The organism is Coleofasciculus sp. E2-BRE-01, assembly GCF_040221695.1.
Lineage (GTDB): Bacteria > Cyanobacteriota > Cyanobacteriia > Cyanobacteriales > Coleofasciculaceae > Coleofasciculus.
In genome coordinates this window covers 1-23,977 of record NZ_JAVKEA010000006.1, presented here as the reverse complement: position 1 = coordinate 23,977, position 23,977 = coordinate 1, and the positions used below count along the sequence as shown (strand labels likewise).

At 46.2% G+C, this 23,977-nt stretch carries 20 protein-coding genes, 1 pseudogene, 1 CRISPR repeat array and 1 riboswitch; of the genes and pseudogenes, 5 read left to right on the top strand and 16 right to left on the bottom strand.

The genetic code is table 11. The features are described from left to right. The 9 genes and pseudogenes from RIG66_RS01030 to RIG66_RS00990 all read right to left on the bottom strand — a co-directional run. The coding region (locus RIG66_RS01030; RefSeq protein WP_446374365.1) for an IS1634 family transposase at positions 1 to 1,587 on the bottom strand (1,587 nt) is incomplete at its 3' end. Between the two features lie 296 nt (positions 1,588 to 1,883). Then, on the bottom strand, positions 1,884 to 2,120 hold the full coding sequence (locus RIG66_RS01025) for a hypothetical protein (protein WP_446374363.1): 237 nt from the start codon (positions 2,118 to 2,120) through the stop codon (positions 1,884 to 1,886). Positions 2,121 to 2,204: 84 nt separating this feature from the next. Then, on the bottom strand, positions 2,205 to 4,526 hold the full coding sequence (locus RIG66_RS01020; protein WP_446374361.1) for a heavy metal translocating P-type ATPase: 2,322 nt from the start codon (positions 4,524 to 4,526) through the stop codon (positions 2,205 to 2,207). A gap of 558 nt (positions 4,527 to 5,084) precedes the next feature. Then, positions 5,085 to 5,833: a CRISPR direct-repeat array (repeat unit 37 nt; unit sequence GTCTAAACTCCCCTGAATCCCTATCAGGGATTGAAAC). A gap of 243 nt (positions 5,834 to 6,076) precedes the next feature. Further along, positions 6,077 to 6,736: a Uma2 family endonuclease gene (locus tag RIG66_RS01015; RefSeq protein WP_446374359.1), complete on the bottom strand. Its 660-nt coding sequence runs from the start codon at positions 6,734 to 6,736 to the stop codon at positions 6,077 to 6,079. A gap of 135 nt (positions 6,737 to 6,871) precedes the next feature. After that, positions 6,872 to 7,303 (bottom strand): CsbD family protein, encoded by a 432-nt coding sequence (locus tag RIG66_RS01010; RefSeq protein ID WP_446374357.1) that lies wholly within the window; start codon positions 7,301 to 7,303, stop codon positions 6,872 to 6,874. 62 nt (positions 7,304 to 7,365) lie between these two features. Continuing rightward, positions 7,366 to 8,058, bottom strand: a complete 693-nt coding sequence (gene hypB, locus RIG66_RS01005) for a hydrogenase nickel incorporation protein HypB (RefSeq protein ID WP_446374355.1) — start codon at positions 8,056 to 8,058, stop codon at positions 7,366 to 7,368. Positions 8,059 to 8,168: 110 nt separating this feature from the next. Beyond that, positions 8,169 to 8,534, bottom strand: a complete 366-nt coding sequence (gene hypA, locus RIG66_RS01000) for a hydrogenase maturation nickel metallochaperone HypA (protein WP_446374353.1) — start codon at positions 8,532 to 8,534, stop codon at positions 8,169 to 8,171. 53 nt (positions 8,535 to 8,587) lie between these two features. Further along, positions 8,588 to 9,781 (bottom strand): agmatinase family protein, encoded by a 1,194-nt coding sequence (locus tag RIG66_RS00995; RefSeq protein ID WP_446374351.1) that lies wholly within the window; start codon positions 9,779 to 9,781, stop codon positions 8,588 to 8,590. A 74-nt stretch (positions 9,782 to 9,855) separates the two neighbouring features. Then, a riboswitch (guanidine-I (ykkC/yxkD leader) is annotated at positions 9,856 to 9,999 on the bottom strand. A 196-nt stretch (positions 10,000 to 10,195) separates the two neighbouring features. Beyond that, positions 10,196 to 10,279: pseudogene (locus tag RIG66_RS00990) on the bottom strand (DNA-binding response regulator); the annotation flags it as partial. Between the two features lie 260 nt (positions 10,280 to 10,539). Between RIG66_RS00990 and RIG66_RS00985 the strand changes: the two are divergent. Then, positions 10,540 to 10,938 carry a hypothetical protein gene (locus RIG66_RS00985; RefSeq protein WP_446374349.1) on the top strand — a complete coding sequence of 133 codons (399 nt, stop codon included), beginning with the start codon at positions 10,540 to 10,542 and terminating at the stop codon, positions 10,936 to 10,938. Positions 10,939 to 11,221: 283 nt separating this feature from the next. Then, positions 11,222 to 12,454, top strand: coding sequence for a permease (locus RIG66_RS00980; protein ID WP_446374347.1), 1,233 nt, complete (start codon positions 11,222 to 11,224; stop codon positions 12,452 to 12,454). Between the two features lie 39 nt (positions 12,455 to 12,493). Here RIG66_RS00980 and gorA read toward each other — a convergent pair whose 3' ends face one another. After that, positions 12,494 to 13,837 carry a glutathione-disulfide reductase gene (gorA, locus tag RIG66_RS00975; RefSeq protein WP_446374369.1) on the bottom strand — a complete coding sequence of 448 codons (1,344 nt, stop codon included), beginning with the start codon at positions 13,835 to 13,837 and terminating at the stop codon, positions 12,494 to 12,496. 243 nt (positions 13,838 to 14,080) lie between these two features. Here gorA and RIG66_RS00970 point away from each other — a divergent pair, with 243 nt between their 5' ends. Then, positions 14,081 to 14,650: a hypothetical protein gene (locus RIG66_RS00970; protein WP_446374345.1), complete on the top strand. Its 570-nt coding sequence runs from the start codon at positions 14,081 to 14,083 to the stop codon at positions 14,648 to 14,650. Positions 14,651 to 15,078: 428 nt separating this feature from the next. Here the strand turns inward: RIG66_RS00970 and holB are convergent, their stop codons facing one another. Next, positions 15,079 to 16,011, bottom strand: coding sequence for a DNA polymerase III subunit delta' (gene holB / locus RIG66_RS00965; RefSeq protein WP_446374343.1), 933 nt, complete (start codon positions 16,009 to 16,011; stop codon positions 15,079 to 15,081). Between the two features lie 3 nt (positions 16,012 to 16,014). Then, the gene (tmk, locus tag RIG66_RS00960; RefSeq protein ID WP_446374341.1) at positions 16,015 to 16,677 is read right to left on the bottom strand and encodes a dTMP kinase; all 663 of its coding nucleotides are present in this window, start codon (positions 16,675 to 16,677) and stop codon (positions 16,015 to 16,017) included. Between the two features lie 353 nt (positions 16,678 to 17,030). Between tmk and RIG66_RS00955 the strand changes: the two genes are divergently transcribed. Beyond that, the gene (locus tag RIG66_RS00955) at positions 17,031 to 17,378 is read left to right on the top strand and encodes a hypothetical protein (protein ID WP_006104062.1); all 348 of its coding nucleotides are present in this window, start codon (positions 17,031 to 17,033) and stop codon (positions 17,376 to 17,378) included. A 66-nt stretch (positions 17,379 to 17,444) separates the two neighbouring features. Here the strand turns inward: RIG66_RS00955 and RIG66_RS00950 are convergent, their stop codons facing one another. The 3 genes from RIG66_RS00950 to RIG66_RS00940 form a co-directional block, all read right to left on the bottom strand. Continuing rightward, the gene (locus tag RIG66_RS00950) at positions 17,445 to 17,879 is read right to left on the bottom strand and encodes an FHA domain-containing protein (RefSeq protein WP_006103925.1); all 435 of its coding nucleotides are present in this window, start codon (positions 17,877 to 17,879) and stop codon (positions 17,445 to 17,447) included. Between the two features lie 689 nt (positions 17,880 to 18,568). Continuing rightward, positions 18,569 to 21,100, bottom strand: coding sequence for a heavy metal translocating P-type ATPase (locus RIG66_RS00945; RefSeq protein WP_446374339.1), 2,532 nt, complete (start codon positions 21,098 to 21,100; stop codon positions 18,569 to 18,571). Positions 21,101 to 21,210: 110 nt separating this feature from the next. Then, on the bottom strand, positions 21,211 to 21,528 hold the full coding sequence (locus RIG66_RS00940; RefSeq protein ID WP_446374337.1) for a hypothetical protein: 318 nt from the start codon (positions 21,526 to 21,528) through the stop codon (positions 21,211 to 21,213). A gap of 274 nt (positions 21,529 to 21,802) precedes the next feature. On the opposite strand from RIG66_RS00940, the gene RIG66_RS00935 reads away from it, so the two are divergent. Further along, positions 21,803 to 22,195, top strand: a complete 393-nt coding sequence (locus RIG66_RS00935) for a hypothetical protein (RefSeq protein ID WP_446374335.1) — start codon at positions 21,803 to 21,805, stop codon at positions 22,193 to 22,195. A 213-nt stretch (positions 22,196 to 22,408) separates the two neighbouring features. Here RIG66_RS00935 and alr read toward each other — a convergent pair whose 3' ends face one another. Further along, positions 22,409 to 23,554 carry an alanine racemase gene (alr, locus tag RIG66_RS00930; protein WP_446374367.1) on the bottom strand — a complete coding sequence of 382 codons (1,146 nt, stop codon included), beginning with the start codon at positions 23,552 to 23,554 and terminating at the stop codon, positions 22,409 to 22,411. Between the last annotated feature and the right edge of the window lie 423 nt (positions 23,555 to 23,977).

Here is a 23,977-nt window from a genome sequence, read left to right as displayed (position 1 = left end):
AAAGCTATGCACGGGTAAGTTATCGGCTGTCCGTTTTCTTTGGGCTTTGGCAGAAGCTGAATGGCTCTTCGTCGAAGGGTTCACAATTCCTTTGCGTAACTCAAGAGCATTTTCCCAATCATCTTCATCGAAAAGAATCGGGGCTAGGCATCGACGCATGTGCCATTCCACATAATATGCCAACATACATAAGAAAACATGGGCTTTAACCCTATCACTGGTGCGATGATAGATAGGACGCACCTTTAAATCAATGGTTTTGTAGCTGCGAAAGGCTTGCTCAACTTTGGATAAACTCTTATAGGCTTTGACAGTATCTTCGGCATTCAGTGTTTCTTCGGGTACGGAACTTCTCACTACATATAAGCCATCTAATGTGGCTTCTTCATTGATACTTTCACTGTTTCTTTGGTAAGAGAAGCTATCGGGAGTTATCTGAATTTTGAAATGTTTTGCCACACCATACTTGTTGATTACTTCACCGACTTTCAGTCCAATTTCTGCTTCACCCCTTAACGGACATCTTTGCCGTGATGTGGCGCTGACTATTTTATCTAATTTCTGCTCCGTGGCTTGTAATAACTCTTCTCGGTTTCTCTTTCTTTCTTCAGCTAAGAAGGGATTCCGACAGGCGACTAATCTTTCTCCCGGATAGTCTTCACAGGTAACTTCAGCTAGATCTTTTTCATCAAATAGAGACAGTTGTATGTACGACTGGTTCACCAGTTTCCGGATTTGGCTTGAACGCAGCGCCGTTATCCAATCTACTCCTGCTGTTTCCTTCAGGTCTTCTCTGATTCTAGCTTGTGTTATCATGCCCCTGTCCCCCACCCAGATTATTTTCTTTAATCCAAACCGAGTGCGGACTTTTTCTATCTGTTGGGTTAATGTACTAGGGTCGGCTGTGTTTCCTTCAAACACTTCTACAGAAATGGGACATCCTTGGGCGTTACATAATAATCCAAATACTATTTGCAGTTTGCCTTTTTTCTTGTCTCTATTATACCCGAATTTGGCGAGAGGACAAGTTTTTCCTTCAAAATATGTTGAGCTGACATCATAGAGGACTAATGTTCCTTCTACCAGATGGATAGCTGCTAAACTGTTTTCTATCTCCTCTTGCCTAGACAATAGCCAGTCCATGGCTAAATAGAGTTCATCTTCGTCCGTCCCAGACAATCCCAATCGTTCTCCTAGACTGGATAGTTTGGTTGCCTCTTGTAATCCTCTCGCTGTGGCTAATTTCGACTTAGGGGCAATAATCCGCGCCGCTATCATCGATAGCACTAATCGTCTGTTACGTGTGTTTTCGCTGCTGATGATTGAGTCTAATCCGATTTTTTTTATTGTTCCTAGTACGGCAGCAACGTGACCGTGAGGGCGAGAACGAACTATATTAAACGCTTCTTCGATGTCTTCAATGGCTTTGCCTCCTTTGAGAAGGATTTTTAAGCCGTCTACGGCTTCATCCGGCAATTTGGACAGGTTCGCTAGAGTCCGTTTACGCACTTTCTTTCCTTCGCGGTAGGACTCGCGAAGTAGGATAGCTGGGGGAGAATTTCTGTTAGGAACACGTTCGATGTACATGACTACAATTATCCCACAGATTTTCTCCCAAGATTATTAAGAAAATCTTAAATATACATGGGTACGATTTGAGGGAACGAAATTGCTAAAATGCTTACATAGTCTGGGTTTAGGCTTCTTGAGTCAATTGGGATGGGGGGAACTTCAGTTTAGCGCCAGTTATTCAATCAGGATTTATTAGATTTATTTTTGCTCAACAAAAACCACCAGAGTTCGGCACTAATTAAAGCTAACCCCCCTAATGTAACCCCCACTTTTAGCTAGTTCGTATTTGCGCTTTAGCGCCGGTTATTCAATCAGGATTTATTGGATTTATTTTTGCTGAATAAAAACCACCAGAGTTCGGCACTAATTAAGGCTAACCCCCCTACTGTGACACCCACTTTTAGCGGTAACGGTTGCTCAATTTGGCGGAACTGGCTGGTTGGCTGGGACTGAGGTTCTGGCATTTCAGCCGTCGCTGGGTTGGCAGCAACTCCGCCTAAAAGTCCTAAACTAATCAGATAGGCTAAAACTTTGGGTTTGGTTGACATTTTTTGATTCCTCTTTTGTTAGTAAAGGGCGACCCGATAAAGTTGAATAGATTCGAGTTGTTCATTGATTTCAGCGGGTCGCCCCTACAGGCGATCGCTGATAATTTGGGGATTAAAATTCCGTAACCGTAACGCATTAGTGACTACAGAAACAGAACTCAACGCCATAGCTCCCCCGGCAATAATCGGATTCAACAATACACCAAAAAACGGGTAAAGAATTCCCGCCGCAATCGGAATCCCGGCTGTGTTATACACAAAAGCAAAAAAGAGATTTTGGCGAATATTTCGCATCGTGGCGTGGCTAAGTTGAATCGCGGTGACAACGCCGTTTAAGTCACCGGAAATCAACGTAATATCACTAGCCGCCATTGCCACATCCGTACCCGTACCAATGGCAATTCCCACATCCGCTTGGGCTAAGGCTGGGGCGTCGTTAATTCCATCGCCTACCATGGCAACAATCCGGTTTGATAATTCACGCTTTTCTAGGGCATGATTTGGATTTTTCTTGATCGGTTCGGTTTGCAGGGATCGGATGACATCGGATTTCTGATCCGGGCGCACTTCGGCAAAGACGTGCTGGATACCAATTTCTCGTGCGATCGCGTCTGCTGTTTGTTGATTATCTCCTGTCAACATCACCACTTGCAACCCCAGGCGTTGCAGTTTCTTTACCGCCTCAACAGAAGAAGGTTTTAACGCATCAGCAATGCCGACTAATCCCTCAATCTTACCATCCACAGCAATCCAAGCCGTTGTTTTGCTCGCCGCTTCCCAGGTTTGTTTCTGAGATTGTAGGGATTGGATCTCAATTTCGAGTGCATTCATCCAGCGTTGAGTGCCAATTTGGATCAGGTGATTCTCCACTTCTCCTTGCACCCCCATTCCCGTAACGGCTTCAAAGTTTTGTACGTCGGGTAAGGGGAATTCAACGCCTTGGAGTTTGGCATAATCAACGATGGCTTCGGCTAACGGATGTTCCGAAAGCCGTTCCACAGCTGCGGCTAATCGGAGGAGTTTTATTTCATTACGATTGGCGGTTCCTTTTACGGTAACATAGTCAGTTACACTGGGTTTACCTTGGGTAATTGTGCCTGTTTTATCCAGGACAATTGCCTGAAGTTTATGGGCAAGTTCTAAACTATCTCCGCCTTTAATTAAAATGCCGTTTTCTGCGCCTAAGCCGGTGCCAACCATAATTGATGTCGGGGTAGCTAATCCTAAGGCACAGGGACAAGCGATAATTAAAACCCCAACCGTCGTAATCGTGGCAAGGGTAATATTACCCATGACATTAAACCAGATCACAAACGTCGCGATCGCAACCGCAATCACAACGGGTACAAACCAGCCTGTGACTTGATCCGCGAGTTTCTGGATCGGGGCTTTTGACCCTTGCGCCTCTTGCACTAATTTGACAATTTGCGCCAATACGGTATCTTTTCCCACTCGTGAGGCGCGGAATTTAAAACTCCCGGTTTTATTAATCGTAGCGCCAATCACTTCATCGCCAGCTTGTTTTTTTACCGGGATAGGTTCACCCGTTACCATGGATTCATCAATCGTTGAAGCGCCATCAACTACTTCTCCATCGATGGGAATCTTTTCCCCAGGGCGCACGACAATAACATCATCGACGATCACCTGTTCAATGGGAATATCGACCTCTTCCCCTTTACGGACTACCCGCGCTGTTTTCGCTTGTAATCCCATTAACTTACGAATCGCTTCTGAGGTTTGACCCTTTGCCCGATTTTCCAACAGTCGCCCTAATAAAATGAGGGTAATAATCACGGCAGCGGGTTCGTAATAGACATCCGGTGACAAGCCTTGGGCGATTAAAAAGCCAGGGAAAAAGGTAACAAATAGAGAATATAAATAAGCAGAACCTGTCCCCAGCGCTACCAGCGTATTCATATCCGCGCCATGGCGTTTAAAGGCTTTCCACGCGCCGATAAAGAAGGATTGACCACACCAAAACAGTACAGGTGTACTTAAAGCCAGTTGCACCCAAGCATTATGCAGCCAGGAGGGAAAGTAGGGAATGTGCAACCCTGTCATGGCGGGAAGTGAACCAACGACGAGGAGGAGACTAATAACGCCGCCGACGATAACTTTACGTTTGAGATCCCGTTGATGGGCTTCCCGTGCGGCTTTTTCGGCGTCGGTGTCTTCACCCATTTGGGTGGTATCTAAGGGGTGCGCCCCATATCCTGCATCGGCGACGGCTTGTTGGATGGTGTCCAAATTTGTCGCTTTGGGATTATAGGTTACAGTTCCTTGTTCCATGGCAAAGTTAACATTACAGTCAACAACGCCAGGAACACCTTGTATGGCTTGTTCAATGGTGGCGGCGCAAGAGGCGCAACCCATTCCTTGTAGTCGTAGATGGCTGGTTTCCATGGTTAACTCCTGGTAGTAGCAGTTTGTAGAGACGCGCCATGGGGCGTCTGGGGCTCTGGGTTCTCCTAGCTGAAAACTAGGATGGGTGAGGGGTGTGGCTGAAGTTGATACAGGGGAGCAATGGCACGTCTGAATGGTGTATATTTATAGGATAAAGTCTCCAGTCGAAAGGAGAGTCAAGGGAGATTGTGTAGGGGCGGGTTTTACAACTATCTTTTCGGTTGCACCTAGATGTGACTAAACCCGCCCCATACATAAATGACAGGGGTTTCCATTCGCCCCCTTACCAACCCCAATTTTCGATGAAATCCGAGAGGGGGTAGGTGTTTTTTTTGGCGAGTCTGATTTTTGGGCTGTATTTCTTGTCTCATCTGGGTTTGAGGGAATTCGCCTCAGCGTGAGGTTCTCGGAAACGCTGAAAGCATTACTGGGACTGGGTTTGAATGGGTTGGTTTTTGGATACCTCTTGTCGGCTGAAGCTGGAAATGATATATTAAGTGGAGGTTCTCGGATTTGTACCTTGAAAACTAAATACAGTAAGCGTTTCAGAGGTCGGCAGTCTAAACTCCCCTGAATCCCTATCAGGGATTGAAACTTCAAAGCGATAGTAGCCAATGCCACTAGGTAGGTCTAAACTCCCCTGAATCCCTATCAGGGATTGAAACAGCCTCACCATGCAATTATCCACTGAGTACCTAGGTCTAAACTCCCCTGAATCCCTATCAGGGATTGAAACTCATCTATTTTGACTTTAGGTTCGGCGCTTGGTTCGTCTAAACTCCCCTGAATCCCTATCAGGGATTGAAACTAGTCAATCTCCTCGATCTCGCCAGATATAATATGTCTAAACTCCCCTGAATCCCTATCAGGGATTGAAACCATACCAGTACCAGTATTGTGTGCATTCTGTCCAATGCGTCTAAACTCCCCTGAATCCCTATCAGGGATTGAAACGGCAGCGTGAGTTGTAGTAATCGGTTCTACTGTGGTCTAAACTCCCCTGAATCCCTATCAGGGATTGAAACCTTGCCCACGCCGCCGACTACGGGGTGTAAATGGTCTAAACTCCCCTGAATCCCTATCAGGGATTGAAACAGATCCAAGAAAGACAGAAAGAGATGGAGAGGTGTCTAAACTCCCCTGAATCCCTATCAGGGATTGAAACAATCTCAATAGCACATCAGTTCGCGCTCAAGTTGGGTCTAAACTCCCCTGAATCCCTATCAGGGATTGAAACAATCTTTCTCTCTGCATGCAAGTTCCTAACTGGGTCTAAACTCCCCTGAATCCCTATCAGGAATTGAAAGGGCACGGCAATGCCGTGCCCCTACAATTATTTTATTGAAATGTTGGAATTTCCGTGAATTCCTATGAGGGATGAAAATTAGCGCCGGGAATGCGATCGCGTTTGAAACCAGATAATAATTCCCATACTCAGCAGCATGAGAGAAATAGTACACTCATTAAGAACCTCAAACAAACCCTGGCGAATGGAATTTGTGAAACCCGCCTGCGCGGGTTTAGTTTGTGTAGCTGCGGTTTGAACCGCCCTACTTCTCCAACGTCCATCTTGCGATCGCGCTTTCAAATTCCTCTAACGCCTGAACATGTCCCACTTGCCATGACCGTTTTATGGTAGCCGGGATAACCTGGGTGATCGAAATGTCTGGAAACGTCGGACTACTATCAGATTGTCTATAGTCTCCTTCAATTAAAATATAAATTATTAACTTGCCACTATCATAAACCCAGACTTCGGGAACGCCAATCGCTTGATAAGCATCCAATGTTGTTTTCGAGGTAACATCTGATTCAATTGCCAAATCAGGCGGTGGATCATCGGGTTCAAGTCGGCGACGACCAATCATTTGTTGATAATTCTGAATGTAGAAACAAGCATCTGGTTCAACGCCTGCGGCACCTTCTTTTTTAAACGTCGTTGAACCAAAGGGTTCATATCGCCTACTTGTCGCCTTAAGCAATAGCTTGACGATATCTGAAATAATATCCTTTGGTTTTTCATGCTCAGGTAAAGCAACTATAATTTCTAACGTTCCCTGGCTGTAAGCAAGTCTGGCGGCACGTTTTTCTCCTAACTCTGACAAAATGGACTCAAATTCCTGCCAGTTGACATTAGGAATTGTCACAGCACTGCCGGGTGCTAATTTCATCTGGCTAATCGGTTTAACAATAGGGGAAAGAGCCGTCATAAGGCAAAAATAAACGTATTCAGCAGAAACGCCCCTGAGGACATTTCTACTGAAGTCAGCAAAGCGGTTATTGACTAGCCGATTTTACCATTTATTCAGGAGTTTTTCGCCAATCCGTTTAGGTTGGCTAGGTTACTATTCTCCAAACAAACTCTTAATCGCATCGCCTAAATTGTCAGACGCCTTTTCCATATCCGACCCTGCATCTTCAGCGCGATTTTTAACCCGACCTGTATCTTGCTCCGCCCGCCCTTGGGCTTGCTTAGCTGCACCTTTAATATCTTCCTTGGCTTTGCCCATATTTAGTTCCATCGTGCCAATATCTTCTTTGGCTTTCCCTTGAATTTGGTCGCTGGTTCCCGAACCGAATACTTCGTCAACGGGGTTACTATCAGCAACGATAAATGGTGTCGTTTTCACGGTTAAAGCCTGGGCTGTAGGCATGGCATTAAATAATGTGCCAGTCCAAGTCAATGCCACTAATGCCATTGACAAAAGAACTGACAGTATCTTTTTCGCCCGGTATCGTTGAAAATTACCCGAAACTTTATTGATTATCCTGAACATACTTAATTAAGAATTTAGAACTTGAACTCTAGGATGATAACCCATTCAACGCGGTTCAGGATTCATCCATTAGATAGAGATTTTGATGATTTGACCTGATTTTTCAACCAAGTCAACCAGGTTTCTAATCCTGCACCTGTTTTCGCCGAGAGCCGAATAATCGTAACCTGGGGATTGATTTGACGCACGTTAGATTCCAGACAGTTGAGATCAATATCCAGGTAAGGGGCTAAGTCGATTTTGCTAATTAATAAGCAGTCTGCTTCTTGAAACATGATTGGATATTTTAAGGGTTTATCCTCTCCCTCGGTGACACTTATCAGTGCAACCTTGCCATGTTCTCCCACTTCAAATTCAGCCGGACAAACCAGATTACCGACATTCTCGACAAAAACCAGATCCAATTCCGCTGGATTGTATTCCGCTGCTAACGTGTGAAGTCCTCCTGATACCATCTTTGAGTCAAGATGACAGGAACGTCCGGTATTAATCGCAATCACAGGAACGCCGTATTGACGCAGCCGTTCGGCGTCTAATTCAGTTGTCATATCCCCTTCAATGACTGCCATTTTTAAGTCATGATTCAGGGCGGCTAGGGTACGCTCCAACAGCACTGTTTTCCCCGCACCGGGGCTACTCATGATATTCAGACAGGTAATTCCCCACTGATCAAAATGGGCGCGATTGTGATTGGCTCCCGCTTGGTTAGCGTGGAGTAAGTTAATTTCTAAAGCAGCTTCAACGGTTTGGTGCATTGTTAGTTAGGCTGAATAAGTAATGACAAATGACAAATGACAAATGACAAATGACAAATGACAAATGACAAATGACATCTCTGCCGTCAACTTTAAGTTTACTCACCTCCTTACATTTCAACACAAGATTGAGCATATTCAATGCGATCGATTTTCAGTTCTCGTCCCGAACGAATATCCTCCATCGGAGATTGACAACTAGGACAAGAATAGTGCAATCCGATTTCGGGTTTGTATTCCTCTTGACAGGCGTGACAGAAGGCGACCAAAGGCGTTTCGTGAATAGCTAACTTTACCCCCTCTAAAAAACCCGTTTGAGTCTGTGCCGTAAACGCAAATTGCAAACTAGCAGGTTCCACACAAGTGAATTGCCCTACGGTGAGGTGAATGGTATCAATTTGCGGACGAGAGGGTTGTTCCTCCCACCATTGGCAGACTGTCAAAATTAATGCTTTAGTCATATCGGTTTCATGCACCCTTTATTCCTCCCCCAATTTTCTCAATTTCTGCCATTTCCTACTCAAAGGAATTAAACCCATTCCACCATTTCAGCTTGATAATTCATTTGAATGTAATCAGGCTTTTCCTGGCGAGGAAGCTGACCCGATACCACTAAATGACCCATCGTATCACAAATCACCCGGGTTGCCATGAGAGAGGTCATATCACTAATATCATAGGGGGGTGAAACTTCGACCACTTCTAACCCACAAACCGGAACATTTTGGACAATTTTCTTAAGCAGATAGAGGGCTTCACGGGGCAGTAACCCACCCGGTTCGGGCCACCCGGTTCCGGGAACAAATCCAGCATCAATACAATCAATATCAAAACTAATCCAGACACAATCTGTCCCATCAGTGGCGCGTTTTATCGCAAAATCTGCTGCCGCATCTAATCCCATTTCTGTAATATCGGTAACAGTGAGAATATTCGTAGCCCGTTCTCGACAAACTTTGACGCCTTGACGCGGAACTTGCCAGCCACCAATTCCCAGTTGGACTAGGTTTTTCGCCGGAGCATTTTTGATATTAGTGGCGTGAAACCAGGGACAGGTATGCATCCGTTCATCGAGATCAGTTTCTTGGGTATCGACATGGCGATCAAAGTGAATAATGCCCACTTTTTTATCCCCCAGATGCCGACAAATTCCCCGCACCGTGGCAAATCCAATGGAATGATCGCCACCTAAAATAATCGGGAATGCACCGGAACTAAAAACGTGAGCAATTCCCTTGGAGATTTGGTCGAAGGACTTTTCATTATTCGCCGGGATCGTAAAAATATCGCCCACATCACAGAGGGTAATTTGTTCGCGTAAATCAACACCTAATTCAAAATTATAAGGGGTATACAAGGCACTAATCCGACGAATCCCTTGGGGACCAAACCGCGTACCCGGGCGATAAGTTGTACCGGAATCATGGGGAACCCCGATAATCGCCACGTCATAATTGCCAACTTGACGCACGTCTTCTAAATAGGGCGCTTTCATAAAGGTATTAATCCCAGCATAGTGGGGCAATTCACCTCGCGAAAACGTAGGAATTGTGCGATCGCGGATACTTTCAGCGGCTTCTAAACCGTAGTCTAACCCTTGGTTGACTTCTTGTTGCCAACCCGTTAAGGGTAGCTGTTGTTCTCGTTCTAAAGCACGTTGGGCTTCGCTGGGGTATCCATTGGGGTTGTTATTCGGGGGTTGAAATGGAAATGACTGACTCATAAATTTCTCCAGATTAATGTCACGAAAAAACAGGAAAAATACCCAGGAGACTGACGAATCTTGCCTTCGCCAACATCTCCCGGGCTTTTCTCCCGCCGTGGGGCTACCGATTTTATGATCCATGAGGATGGATGAAAATCTTTTGGGGGTAACCTGCTTCTCTTGGACCAGTCATTTCAGCGATTGAATCCGAAATCGGAACCCTAGAAGCTTTTTCTATTTCGCTTTATTTATGATTACTATTCTTTGATTGTAGCAAAATGTATTAAAAGTTACAAAAATCCATTTAAATTTGCTTGGGTAAGCGAATCGTACACTGGCTACCCTTGTCTAAGGGGTGTAGGGGTGTATGGGTGTAGGGGCGGGTTTCACTATTATCGTTCCTTTTGCACCTGGATGTGACTAAACCCGCCCTTCTACTACATAAGCCTCTTGATTCAACGCCCGCTTAATCGCCGCGCCTAAATCGGGTTCATCTTCGACCAAACAAATTTTCATATCATCCATCCCGTAATGAAATCAAAATGAAACCGTTGTCCACCCTTAGTCAGATATTACAGCTCATTCTCTAGTTGGACGCGATCGCACCCACAAATTCCTACAGTAAAAGGCGAGAGGACAGCAATTTGACTCCACCAATCAGCACCAATCAGCCGGATTTCTGGGTTCGCGGTTTTTCGGCTTCGCCTAAGTGCATAGCTTCATCAATGTTAACGCCACAGTCAAAAAAAATTAGTTGTACACCCTAGAGGACTATCATGAAGACCAACCCACAACACCATCACTCACTCGCCAACACCGTGGAAAACCAGGAGTCGCCAACGGTTTCCTCCCCAAAAGTGGCGTTGAATGATATAGCTGTTAATGAACCTAAAGCCTATCCAGACCCAGTAGAACCACTTTTTACCAGTTTAGGCTTTTTGGGAATCGGCTTAATTGTAGTGGGTCTTAAGCTCAAGCCTGCAAAGTTGAGGAAACTCTTCAGTTTTAGATTCTCTCTACTCAAACGCCATCAACATCCTTGTTGTACAAAATGTAGGTTTTTTAACCCGCAAGCTGAACCAAAGTGTGCAGTCCATCCCCGTATGGTTCTTAGTATCCAAGCCAAAAATTGTTCTGACTATTGGGCGCGTGATAATCAAAAATTTTACCAGTAAGCCGTATAAATGACGAGGTTTATTGTCAGCTTTTGTCCCAGACTAATTTGAGTTAACCTGAGTAGAGGCAATTGCTTAATTGTCTCTACTTAATTAAGTTTATAGCTAGAAATCATAATCTTCCGATAGTTAGATGTCATAACCTAACCCCTCTTTTATGGTGATTATCATAGCTTGTTGATGTTGAAGTTCATTTCATCTAGCTATTGATGGATTTTCTCAATAAACCAGGAAAATCTGTTTGGTTGAGTAGTTACAAGACCATGAAAAACAAAAAAACATTATGAACAATGCAAACTTTTGGCAACTGTATAGTGAGGCAGTGCTAACCTCGCTGGGCTTTTTCTGGAAAGCGTTATGGGCGTTTATCCTAGGTTATGTTATTAGTAGCGCTATCCAGGTTTTTGTGACCCGCGAACGCATGAAACAAACCATGGGTGAAGCGGGAAAAGGAAGCGTCGCCTTGGGAACGTTTTTCGGCTTTATATCGAGTTCCTGTAGTTTCGCTGCCCTAGCGACAACCAAATCCTTATTTAAAAAAGGAGCCGGTTTTGTTCCTTCCTTGGCTTTCTTACTCGCCTCAACTAATTTAGTTGTTGAGTTAGGATTTATTATTGCCGTTTTCCTCGGTTGGCAGTTCGTCGTCGGCGAGTATGTGGGTGGACTTTTACTCATTATTTGCATGTGGCTAATCGTGCGGTTTACTCGCCCCACGAAGCTAATTAGAAAGGTACGCAAACGACTGCGGGACAATGAAGGCGAGGCAAATGAGGGAGAAGATGTTCCTAACTGGAAGGAGAAGATTCAAACTCTACAGGGATGGAAACAGGTTGCCCGCAAATATTTCATGGAATGGAAGATGGTTTGGAAAGACGTAACCATCGGCTTTACCGTGGCGGGTGCTATTGCTGTATTTGTGCCGCGATCGTTTTTTCAGTTCCTATTTATCGGTTCTGGACAAGATGGGAATCCGGGATTTTTGGCGATACTGGAAAATACAATTATTGGACCCGTGGCGGCGTTTTTTACCTTTATCGGTTCTATGGGAAATATTCCCTTGGCTTCGGTTCTCTATGCCAATGGGGTGAGTTTTGCTGGGGTAATCGCGTTTATTTTTAGTGATTTAGTTGTGTTCCCGGTGATTCGGATTAATGCCAAATACTACGGCTGGAAAATGGCATCCTATATCCTGGCTGTCTTTTTAGCGGCGTTGGTGGCGACAGCTATTGTTATGCACTATGGCTTTTCCCTATTGGGACTTTTGCCAGAAAGTACGGGGCAGAGTCAAGCCGAGACACAGCGTTTTGCGATTGACTATACCTTCTGGCTGAATCTTGCCTTTCTCGCTGTTACTGGGGTTATGGCTTGGCTGCGTTGGGGTGGCAAAAAGGATGACAAGGGTGGAATGCATCACGGCGGTGGTAAGAAAAGTATCATTGAGCGGGTGCTGTTTTGGCTGGCGATTGTCTCCTATATCTGGTTAGCTGGGGGTTTGATTGCTATGGTTATTAAGTGACCAAACAGGTAACCAAACAGGGGTTTGGAAATCAAACCCCTACGGTGATAAACAGAAAAATTCTTCACCGATGGAGGGATGAATACCAATGGTATGATTAAAATCTGCCTTGGTTACTCCGGCGTTAATGGCTAAAGCAATCATCTGAATAATCTCAGAGGCACAGTCTCCAACCATCTGAGCGCCCACAATCCGATCTGAGTTGCCATCAACTACCAGTTTGAGCAGGGTTTGTTCCGGTGATTCTGCCCTCATATCCAAAAGGGATTGGAATGTTTTTTGATAACAACGCACCGCTTCACCCAACTGCGCTTTTGCTTGCGCTTGAGTTAACCCGACAGTAGCGGCTTCCGGTTGAGACGAGACAACGTAGGGAACATAGTCATAATCGACAATTCGAGGATGATCACCAAATTCTGTATCGGCGAAAGCTCGACCCGCCGCGATCGCAACTGGCGTGAACCGGGGTCTAGCGGTACAATCCCCTACAGCGAAAATATTCGCTTGACTGGTACGGCTGTACTCATCTACCGCGATCGCTCCCTGCTTAACCTCAACTCCAGCCTTCTCTAAACCTAATCCATCCCACTTAGGAACGCGATCGCTAATCCAGACAACGGTTTCCACCTCTACGGGTTCATTATTACCCGATAACCTCAAATTCAGACAATCTTGCACCCGCTCAATTTTCTCAACCTGGCTATTGGTGCAAATTCTAATTCCCAACCGCGTCATCTCATCTTGAACCGTTGTCCGCAAAGCGTGATCACAACCGGGCAAAACTTTATCGTCGGATATGACTAGCGTAACTTTTGAGATTAACCCATTCATCATCCCCGCCAGTTTCACCGCAATATAATTACTGCCAATAATCGCCAAGTGTTTGGGTTGATGTTTCAGTTCTAGAAATTTCCGCGTCGTAATCGCATATTCAATTCCGGAAACCTCAGGTTTTATCGCTTTTCGACCAACCGCAATCAAAATTTTATTCGCCTTATACTCCTGTCCATTAATATCTACTGTGTGAGCATCTATAAATTTAGCATGTCCTTTGATCAGTTCAACGCCAGCTTTTTCCAGCTTCTGGATATGCATTTGGCACAGATGCTGGATATCTCGGTTTCTGGCTTCCATGAATTGACACCAATCAAAGTTCTTGGAAACCTGACCCCAGCCATATTCATCCGCCCGTTCAAAGACTTTGGAGAAACCCGCCGCATAGGTCATTAATTTTTCGGGGATACACCCATGCACCACACAAGTCCCACCCACTTGCTCTTGCTCCGCGATCGCCACCCGGACGCCATAGTTAGCCGCGCTTTCAGCCGCTGCTAAACCACCGGGTCCTGCCCCAATAACCAAAAGTTCGTAATCCCAGTTCATCATACAACCTATTCAAAAAATACAATCACTATCTTTTCTTTCACATTTTATTAATCAGTGAACTAAAAGCAAACCTTTGCCGAGAGCAATTTTGTCAAGTCAAGTATAGACGAAGATTCCGAATATTTATCAGAGTCATAAAGATCTACTTCCTTAGATAGATATAATTTTCTCAACAGCTTTCTATCATGATATGAAATAAATTAAATTTTTAAATACATTTATTTATTGAAGTTAAAAATCATGAATTTAAGCTGGACTCACATCCATTTACTTTTGAATCATTTTCCCATCCTTGGAGCTATATTTGGCTTGTTTCTGCTCATTTATGCCCTAGCCAAAGATAGTGAAGATTTAAAAAAGGCAACTTATTGGTGCTTTTTTATCATTGCCTTAATTACGATTCCCGTTTTTTGGGCAGGGCAGCAAGCGGAAGAAGTGGTGGTTTCGCTGCCTAGAGTTTTCCATTCCTTGATTCACGCTCACAGAAGCATTGCCGAGCAAGCTCTCATTGCTTTAGAGGTATTAGGAGTCATGAGCTTATTTGGCTTGTTTCGAGGGATAAAGAAAACTCCCTCTTGGTTTCCTATAACCTTGTTAGTTGTGGCAATCATTGCCACCGGGTTGGTGTCATGGACGGGACTTCAGGGCGGAATAATTAGACATACAGAAGTTCGCTCAGAATTGCAATTTTTAGTCCCTAATGATACCTCAGAATCTGGAGATCATCATCATAATGGGGCAGAAACTGAACATGAACAGTCGGAACAAGATCACCAAGAAGAGTCAGGACATTCTCATGAACATGAATAGGATTAGGTCATTGGAAATTAGGTAATGTGACAAACCCGAATGAAATTAAAATTAATTTTGTATTTCTGTAGGGGCGACCCGCTTGGTTTAATTCACAACATCAGTCCTCTTAATTGACTCGGGTCGCCCTCTCCTCAACTTAAGGCTGAAACCCTTACTTAATAAAAGATCCCCCCTAGCCCTCCTTGTAGATCCCCCTTCCGTCCCCCTTAAAAAGGGGGAGACCAGAGGATGCTTCGCTTTTTGTTGCACGGGGGGAACCAGAAATTAATCAAAGTCCCCCTTTTGAAGGGGGATTTAGGGGGATCTAAACTTTGAGCGCTAGTCATACAAAGTCTTAAGTTGACACGGATAACGTCTGTGCGCCCCTACGGTTTCTGGATGTAACTCTAATCCACCAATTAAGGTGTGCCACGCCACTACACTGATCAACGCTTTAACTCTAAGAATGTCACTTCCCAAACCAATCGAGGTTGAGCATATCCAAGCAAGTAGGTTCGCGCTTGCTCTAATTGGTGAATGATCTGGGTATGGGGTTGGTGTTGCCAATACCGATGCTGTAAATAGTCAACTAACCACAATTGGGCTTGGGGATCAAGGGTTTTATCAATTTCCTTAGCCAGTTCTAGCGCCATACGGGATGAGTTGGGCAATTGGTTCAACTTTGCCAGTAATTCTGGGGGAATGGCTTGCAGTTGTTCAAACGCCGCGATCGCTTCTCCGGGACTCCCTTGGGCAATGGCTAATATCGAGGGTTCTTGGAGAATCTGCTGATAACCTGTTTGCTGTAGCACCTGTGCCATGTCGTCTTGTGCCAATCGAGAAAAGGGAATCCGTTGACACCGGGATACTAAGGTGGGTAATAAGGCATCGGGACTGGGCGCGATTAAAATTAATGTGGCGTTTCCGGGTTCTTCTAGCGTTTTGAGCAAGCCATTGGCGGCGGATTCTGCCATGGTTTCCGTCTGTTCTAGCACCACAATTTGGCGGGAGGCTTCTAGGGGAGAACGTCCTAAAAATTGGCTAATTTCGCGAATTTGTTCCAGGCGGATTTGGGGAGGGGTTTTGCGCTTGAGTCCTTTTTCTGCGGCTTCTTTGGCGGATAGACGAATGCCATTGTGCAGATAGGTGGGTTCAACCCAGAGGAGATCTGGGTGGTTCCCCTGCTGGAGGCGTTTCTGGACTAAGGGTTGCTTCTGGGGGGGAATATCTTGACAAAATAACCGTTCAATGAACCACCGGGCGACTAAAGCCCGCCCGACTCCAGGAGAACCAACAAATAGATAAGCTGGGGCGATGCGGTTGGCTGTCATTGCCCCCTCTAAGAGTGCGATCGCTTGTTTTTGTGCGATTATTGTCATTTGTCATTTTTCCATGACATCTATTTGAATCCGTTGACGTAACACTGTCTGAATGTCTCGTTGTACGGCGTCAGGGCTTTGATTGGCGTCAATCCGGACAATTCGCTGGGGATGCTGGGAGGCTAACTGGGCAAACCCTTGTTGGACTCGTTGGTGAAAGGCTAACTCTGCTTGTTCCATGCGATCGGCGACGCCCCGTTCTCTTGCCCGTTGTAAGCCAATGGTGACATCAACATCTAACCACAAGGTTAAATCGCTTTCTAGCCCTCCTGTGGCGATGTGGTTGATTTGCTCAATTAGGGCTAGGTCTATCCCTCGTCCATACCCCTGATAAGCAATCGTCGAGTCGGTGTAGCGATCGCACAAAATAATCGCTCCGGCGTTAAGCTGAGGCTGTAACAATTCTTCAACATGCTGCGATCGATCAGCAGCGTAGAGGAGGAGTTCGGTGCGGTGTTGTAGGGATGAGGACTGTTCTTGGAGCAAGAGTTGACGCAGGTTTATGCCTAGGGGAGTTCCTCCGGGTTCTCGGGTGATGATCACAGGTGGCGGTTTGCGGTAATTGCCCAGTTTGTCGAGTATGCCACTGCGGAGAAACCAATCGCGCGATCGCTGAATTTGGGTGGTTTTGCCACTGCCTTCGACTCCCTCAAACACGATCAGCATTTCCTCTTATCCACGCCTCATCTGATTACATCTCTCCCCATTGTCCCAAAATCATGTCCTCGAATAAAGTGAAAGATGGGCAGATGTTTGTCCCGATGGAATCTACCGTCAAGAGTATGTATACTTTATTGGTATACCTATCCAGCCAAAGACCACAGCTAGGTAGGTTACTTTAGATAGCCGCCATAGGAGCTTGGTAACCAAGCCCATACAGGTGGTGTTAGCCTGTGGACTGGTTCAGTGCTGTCACAGCCAGAGTGAAGCAGGAAGTAAGTACCTCCAGATGCCCACTTGTGGGTTGCTTTGGATAGATCTTATGTAATGATCTAGCTATCTGACGCCAAGGGTTAAATATGGCTCGCTACACTTGTTCATTTACGGTTGCAGTTTCTCCCGATCACCTTCAGCCATCGTTGATTGAGGTTTTACAATCCTGCGATTTCGACATTATCTATGATACGGGAGACTATATCATGGCACGGGAGATCCCCGGTCATGTTGCCTTTGCCAAACTCGTGACAGTGGAAGTCTTGATTGACAAATCGATGGCTACCGATCAGGAAATTCGTATGAATTTCGTGATCAAAAATGAAGAGTTGCCCTTACAGGTGGACAACCACTGTCACGATAAGTTTTATGAAGTTCAAGAGGCGGTTGCCCAAAACCGCCATTGGCAACTCTTAGAAAGTGTTGCTGGTTGATATCCTCTGGTTTTAATCCTCTGGTTTCAATCCTCTGGATTTCCCTGATCATAGTTGGGCGAATAATCAGGGTGTCCAGTCATCTGGATCTCCCCCCATCATATTTGGGCTAATCAGGGTGATATCAAACTCATCGGGAGGTCCAGTGGGAACAGAGTCTCGCTTGAGTATGTAATATTTAGCACTAACTTGAGGCCCGAAGACGACTTCGTCCTCATCTTCAAGATCGTGGGCTTGAAGTTTACGACCGTTAATTACGAGTCCGTTGGCGCTGGCTTTACCTTTGAGGTTACCATCGACAATGCGGTAGTAGAGACTGCCGTCCTCTCGTTCTCGCCGCACTAAGGTGGCGTGTCGGCGAGATACAAATTGTGAGAACAAACGAATATCCACATCCGGATCTCTGCCTATAGAATAGACGGGTTCCTCCAAGGTATATTCCTTGCGTCCTTTTTCGTCTTCAATAATTAACAGATGGTTTTGATTGGATTTTGCAGGCATTGAACATCGAAAAATAGGGATAGAGAGTGCAGTTAATTCACTGTCGCTGTGTCTATGCTTTCTTACATTAGCAAACTGCTTAATAATCTTTCCTTAACATATCAAGAAGAAATGACCGAATTGCCGACCTTCAACTTGGTCTTCCCCCATTCAATCATCATAAGCATTAATGCAGATCATGGCACAGACTCTAATGTTACAATTTTGTGACATTTTTTTACACTGACCCTACTGGAGAGCCTGTAGGCTTCCTTTGGGGTTCTGCTAATTGGCAGTGCTTCCGGCTTTTATCGTGAGGACTATGTAATAACTCCTCTCTGGTGATCTTAATAGCTGCGTTACACTCCCGGTTTAGAAGATCCCACAAGTAGGCTGTAAATTCGTACCGATAAAACTTTCTCAATTTGGCTATCACATTCACCTTACTTTCCCGCTGGATACCGGACTTTGTCCTGCTCCGCAGAAAGTCCATGCTTAACATGGGCGGGGAGGAAAGCGGGTGATAACCTAAGATTTACCAGCCTTCGCCGCTTGGTAAGCGAGACTTGAAAAGAATCATCCAGACACCACCATTACTTTGTATTCTACTACATAAAGGTTAGGACTCCTTGAACGAACGGGTGTGAATTTTCCCAGTCTCGCCTGATAATGAGGGATGAGTATTTTACCGAGACCCCAAACCCCACACTCTACACCCCGTCTACAGAGTTCCAACCTCGACGCAATAGCAGAGAGTTGCTAACTACAGTCACTGAACTAAATGCCATCAGTGCGCCAGCTACAGCCGGATTAAGAGCGATACCAAATCCGGGTAGCAGTACACCAGCCGCTACGGGAATACCCAAGGTGTTATATCCCAACGCCCAGAAGAGATTTTGGCGAATTTTGTTAAAGGTAGCGCGAGACAGTTTAATCGCCTGGACAATATCCAGCAAGCCGCCAGCTTGGGGGCTAGTCGCGCTCGGTTGCATGAGAATAATTCCCGCCGTTTCCCGGGCAACATCTGTTCCTGCTTGCAGGGCGATGCCAACATCAGCTTGGGCTAAGGCTGGACCATCGTTAATTCCATCTCCAACCATGGCGATGCAGTTTCCCTGGGTTTGCAGTTGGGCGATCGCGGCGGCTTTGCCATCGGGACGGATACCTGCCATAACGTTGGCTGGATCAATGGCAAGGTGTTGTGCTACTGTCACGGCGGCATTGGGTTGATCTCCGGTTAGCAGCATCACGCGCAGTCCCATCGCCTGTAGCTGTTCTACGGTGGTTTTGGCATCGGGTTTCGGTAAATCGGTTAGGGCAATGAGTCCAGCCAATTCTCCATCTACGGCTAAATACACCACGGTTTTCCCGACAGCCGCTAAGTTTTGAGCCGGGGCTTGGGCGGTATCACTAATAGTTACGCCTTGCTGACGTAACCAATCTTCATTCCCCAGTAATACCCGTTGATTGTCCACTAGGGCAGATATTCCTAATCCGGCTTCGGTATAAAAATCCTTGGCGGCTAATAGAGGTAACTCTTGTTGTGCTGCTGCTGTACAAATCGCTTCTCCGAGGGGATGAGTTGTGCCTCGTTCGGCTGCGGCGGCAAGTTGAAGGAGTTTTGAGTGACCAGATATGCCATTATTCGTCTGTAGGGGCGGGTTTAGGAAATTCGCGTCAGCTATTGAGGATAAGCTTTGTTCAAAACCCGCCCTGACCGAGCTTTCACTGTACACCTCGGCTCCTGTGCCCCCCGGCTCCCCATCTTCCTCCTCTGCCCATTCCTCAATAGACAGACAATCGGTTACAGTGGGTTTCCCTTGGGTCAAAGTGCCTGTTTTGTCAAAGACGATGGTATCGAGTTGATGGACTCGTTCTAAGATGTCACCCCCCTTAATCAGTAAGCCCCGTTCTGCCCCTAAACTGGTGCCGACTAGAATCGCTGTCGGGGTTGCCAATCCCAAGGCACAGGGACAGGCGATCACTAATACCGCGATCGCTAATTTTAAGCTCAAGAGTAAGGGTGAGGTTGAATCACCCATCAGCGAGTCTCCTTCCCCTAGAACCTGAGTCCAGATTTTTGTCCCCACCAGATCCCAAAACAGGAAGGTGAAGGTGGCGATTGTCAATACCCCATACGTAAAATAACCGGCGACTTTATCGGCTAAATTCTGCACCGGGGCTTTCCGCGTTTGCGCTTCTTCCACCAGGGCGACAATTTGCGCTAATGTGGTTTCCTGTCCAATGCGTGTGGCTTGAATTGCGATCGCACCGGATTGATTTAAGGTGCCAGCCGCAACCGGATCACCGGGTTGCTTGAGAACAGGTAAAGGTTCCCCCGTCAACATTGACTCATCCACCGACGACTGACCCGCCACCACTTCGCCATCAACGGGTATTTTTTCTCCCGGCAAAACCCGCAACCATTCGCCCACGCGAACTTGTTCCACGGGAATCTCGATCCCCAGTTCTGTCGCTGTGGGGGCGGATTTACCAATTAACCGGGCTACCTTGGGTTTCAGTGCCAATAATGATTCATAAGCGGCGGATGCCTGACGCCTTGCCCGTTGTTCCAAGGTACGTCCTAGCAGGATAAAGCCAAGTAACATCACGGGTTCATCAAAGAAGCATTCCCAGCCCAATTGAGGAAAGAATAATGCGGCACAGCTAGCCCCATAAGCCGCCAAGGTTCCCAGTCCTACCAAGGTATTCATATTCGGGGTTTGATGCCGCAATCCGCGCCAGCCATCGCTGATAATTGGACGCCCAGGTCCTAGCAGGGCTAAGGTTGCCAATCCCCAGTGAAACCAGATCGTGCTAAACACGGGTAGCATTGGTCCATTCAACCAATGACCGATATGTCCGATGGTCGAGAGAATGACCAGAACCCCAGCAATTATTAATTGCCGCAGTTGTTCCTTTGCCTCTTGTTCATGACGTTGAGTCGGGGTGAGGCGTTCTTCTGAGGTTTCCCCGGCTTGGGAGTCACGGGGTTGGGAGGGAAACCCGGTTGCGGTTAATTTTTCCGCTAGGGTGGCGGGATCAGCCTGACCGACTTCATACTCAACCACAGCCACTTCTGTAACCAAGTTGACCTGGGCGGAAATAACTCCGGGTTGCTGTTCTAGCTGTCGTTCTACCGCACTGACACAGCCTGCACATTTCATTCCTCCAACATCTAGCGTCATTTGCTCAATGGTTGGGGTGGGGATATCGACGGCTTTTTCGGGAGAAATTTGCATAGATGTTTTTAATACTGATAGGCGTTGCGATGCCTGAATGTTGAGTTTTGTTAATACGTCTCTTTAATGATAAGGATTATTTTGCCAATGCGCTCTGCCACTGGCAAATATCATATTTTGATGACAATGCCGATGATCGGTTGGAGGTTTGAGGTGTGTTTTTGATGGGATAGGAAGGTTTCTCCCTTTTCCTGGCGATCTTGATATACGCCCACCAGTAAAGCTTCCAGCCCAAATTTAGATAAGGCATCGGTAGCTATGCCTATTACTCCCAGGAACATGATGCCTCCAATCATTCCTCCTGGTCCGAGCATTGCTAAGGCGGCTGTGATTGCCGCTGCTCCTGTAAAACCCGTGGTAGCCATTGCAATCAGGAGAATAACTCCTGGGAATCCTAGTGCCGCAATTTTTCTAACAGCTTCGTCCATTTGATTACTCCTTTGTTATGATTTACGCTTTCTAGGTCTTTTCACCTCTAAACTAGCTGATTCAGGTGAGTGATTACCTCAGCAATAGCTGCTATAGACTATTGCGCTATTTGGCGGATGCTATATAAGTATTTGTTGAGTTATCGAAGGCATAAGCTAATTTGGGTTCACAGAATATTTACTCATGTTTATCTCAGCTTTATGGCATTAACCCTTCTTACAACAGATACTAAATATAGCTTTGATAATGACAAAATATTGAGGAGAACCGAAATTGCTAGAAGCTATCGACAATGCGAAAGAATCCGCAACTTGTGCAGCAATTGGTGCAGTTGTTGGTGCAGTTGCCTATCACCAAACCGGAGCAGCAGGTTTAGCAATTGCAGGAGGAGCTTATCCGGTTGGTTTAGCTGCATTTACGGGTGCTGGTGCAGTGGTTGGACTGGCAGTTCATGGTGCGACAAAGGAAGCCGCAAAAAACTTAAAAGAAGCTGCCACATTTGCAACAGTTGGTGCAGTTGCTGGTGGAACTGTGTACCATCAAACCGGAGCAGCAGGTTTGGCTATTGCAGGAGGAGCTTATCCGGTTGGTTTAGCTGCATTTGTAGGTACTGGTGCAGTAGCTGGGTTAGCAGCTTTTAGCATGAAAAAGTCCGTTGTTAGATGAATTGTGGTTCTGACGAAATATGGGTTTTCCGGACTTAGTGGGCTAAACTATCAGCTTTAATGAACCAGGAAGCTTACCAAACAATGATTGCCGCTTTTCACCGCTTCAAAACTCTCTTGAAATCCGGGTAAAATTGCTTTAAGCTATTGCTGTCTTATGTTCCAGCAAATCAAACTAACAATTTAGCACACTAACTACGGAAGACCCGTTCTTTTAAATCACCACACGCGGGAGTCGGTGCTTAAAGCCACAAAGGATTTCCCAGGATATTGTGTTTAACGATATCGCCCAGTCATCCGCAGAGAGTTGCCTGTCCCCGTCTCGTCCAATTAGGGTGACAATTTCACCAACCTGTAAATCGGGAATATTACTCACATCCAACATCAGTTGATCCATGGTAATCGCCCCAATTTGGGACACCCGTTGACCCCGAATTAATCCGGTCATTTTATTCGAGAGATTCCGGGGAACGCCATCGGCGTAACCGATACCCACTACAGCTAGACGTAGCTGTTTTTGTGTCCTGAATGTATAGCCATAACTCACCCCCGTCCCCGCAGGTATTGTTTTCACTTGAGTGACCCGCGTTTTGACTTGCATGACGGGTTTTAGGTTGACGTTTGGGTGTAAATGGGGTGCAGGATAGAGTCCATAAATCGCTAATCCGACTCGAACCCAATCGTAATGCAAAGCGGGGTCAGTTAATGTGGCGGCGGAGTTAGCTAAGTGTAAGCAGGGTGGGACAATATTCGCAGCATGAAGTTCGGCAATAGCCGCTTCAAATCGCTGATGCTGTAGTTTCATCACCGTGGGATCTGGACTATCTGCTGTGGCTAAATGGGAATAGACACTGGCTAGTTCTAAATGGGGTAATCGCTGGATTAATTGGACAAACTCTGTGGCTTGTTGCCAAGGCATTCCCAAGCGAGACATCCCGGTATCGATGTTGAGATGAACCGATAAGGGGGTTTGACTACAACTCAGGGTATCGGAAAAAACCAAAGCCTGTTGGGGCGTACAGAGGGTGGGTTGTAAATGCCAATGCGCGATCGCACGCACTTGTTCCGGGGTATTGGTTGCACCTAAAATCACGATGGGCGCGTCAATTCCCGCTTCTCGCAGTTGAATCCCTTCTTCTACTGTGGCGACACATAATCCATAAGCGCCTGTGGCAAGTGCGGTTTGGGCAACCCTGATCGCACCATGTCCGTAGGCGTCTGCTTTCACCACCGCCATGAGTTGGGTTTTGGCAGACAAAAGCTGTTTTAATTGGTTTAGGTTATGGGCAAGTGCCGCGCGATCGATTTCTACCCAAGCGCGTTCGGTTAATCCGCCGGAGACTTCCCATAAATTGGGCATTAACCCATCGGTGGGGATGAGTTCTTGCATTATTCCTCCACTCCTCTATCACTACTGAAATGCCACACAGCCTAGCATACGAGGTGGGGGAGGGATATGGGACAATCAGATGTGAAGTACCGCTTCTAAAAACCTAGACAAACCTACCCATAAGTAATTCTGCCTTGGTATAAGTCCACGGTGTAACTTTTGGTCGATAACCGTTAACGCTTGCGCTTGGCTGATACCCGGCGTTGTTGCTCGATATCAGCCTTAACCAACGGCTCCCAGTTAGAGACACAGTAGTAATCGTGTCTACGATTGACTACAGGGCATCGACCCATAAAATTATTAAATTGATATAGAGCACTCCATACGTGCTTTCTCGGATTCACTCCAAGATAGGCGGACACAGAGCGCGGCAATCTCTCACTATACTTCATT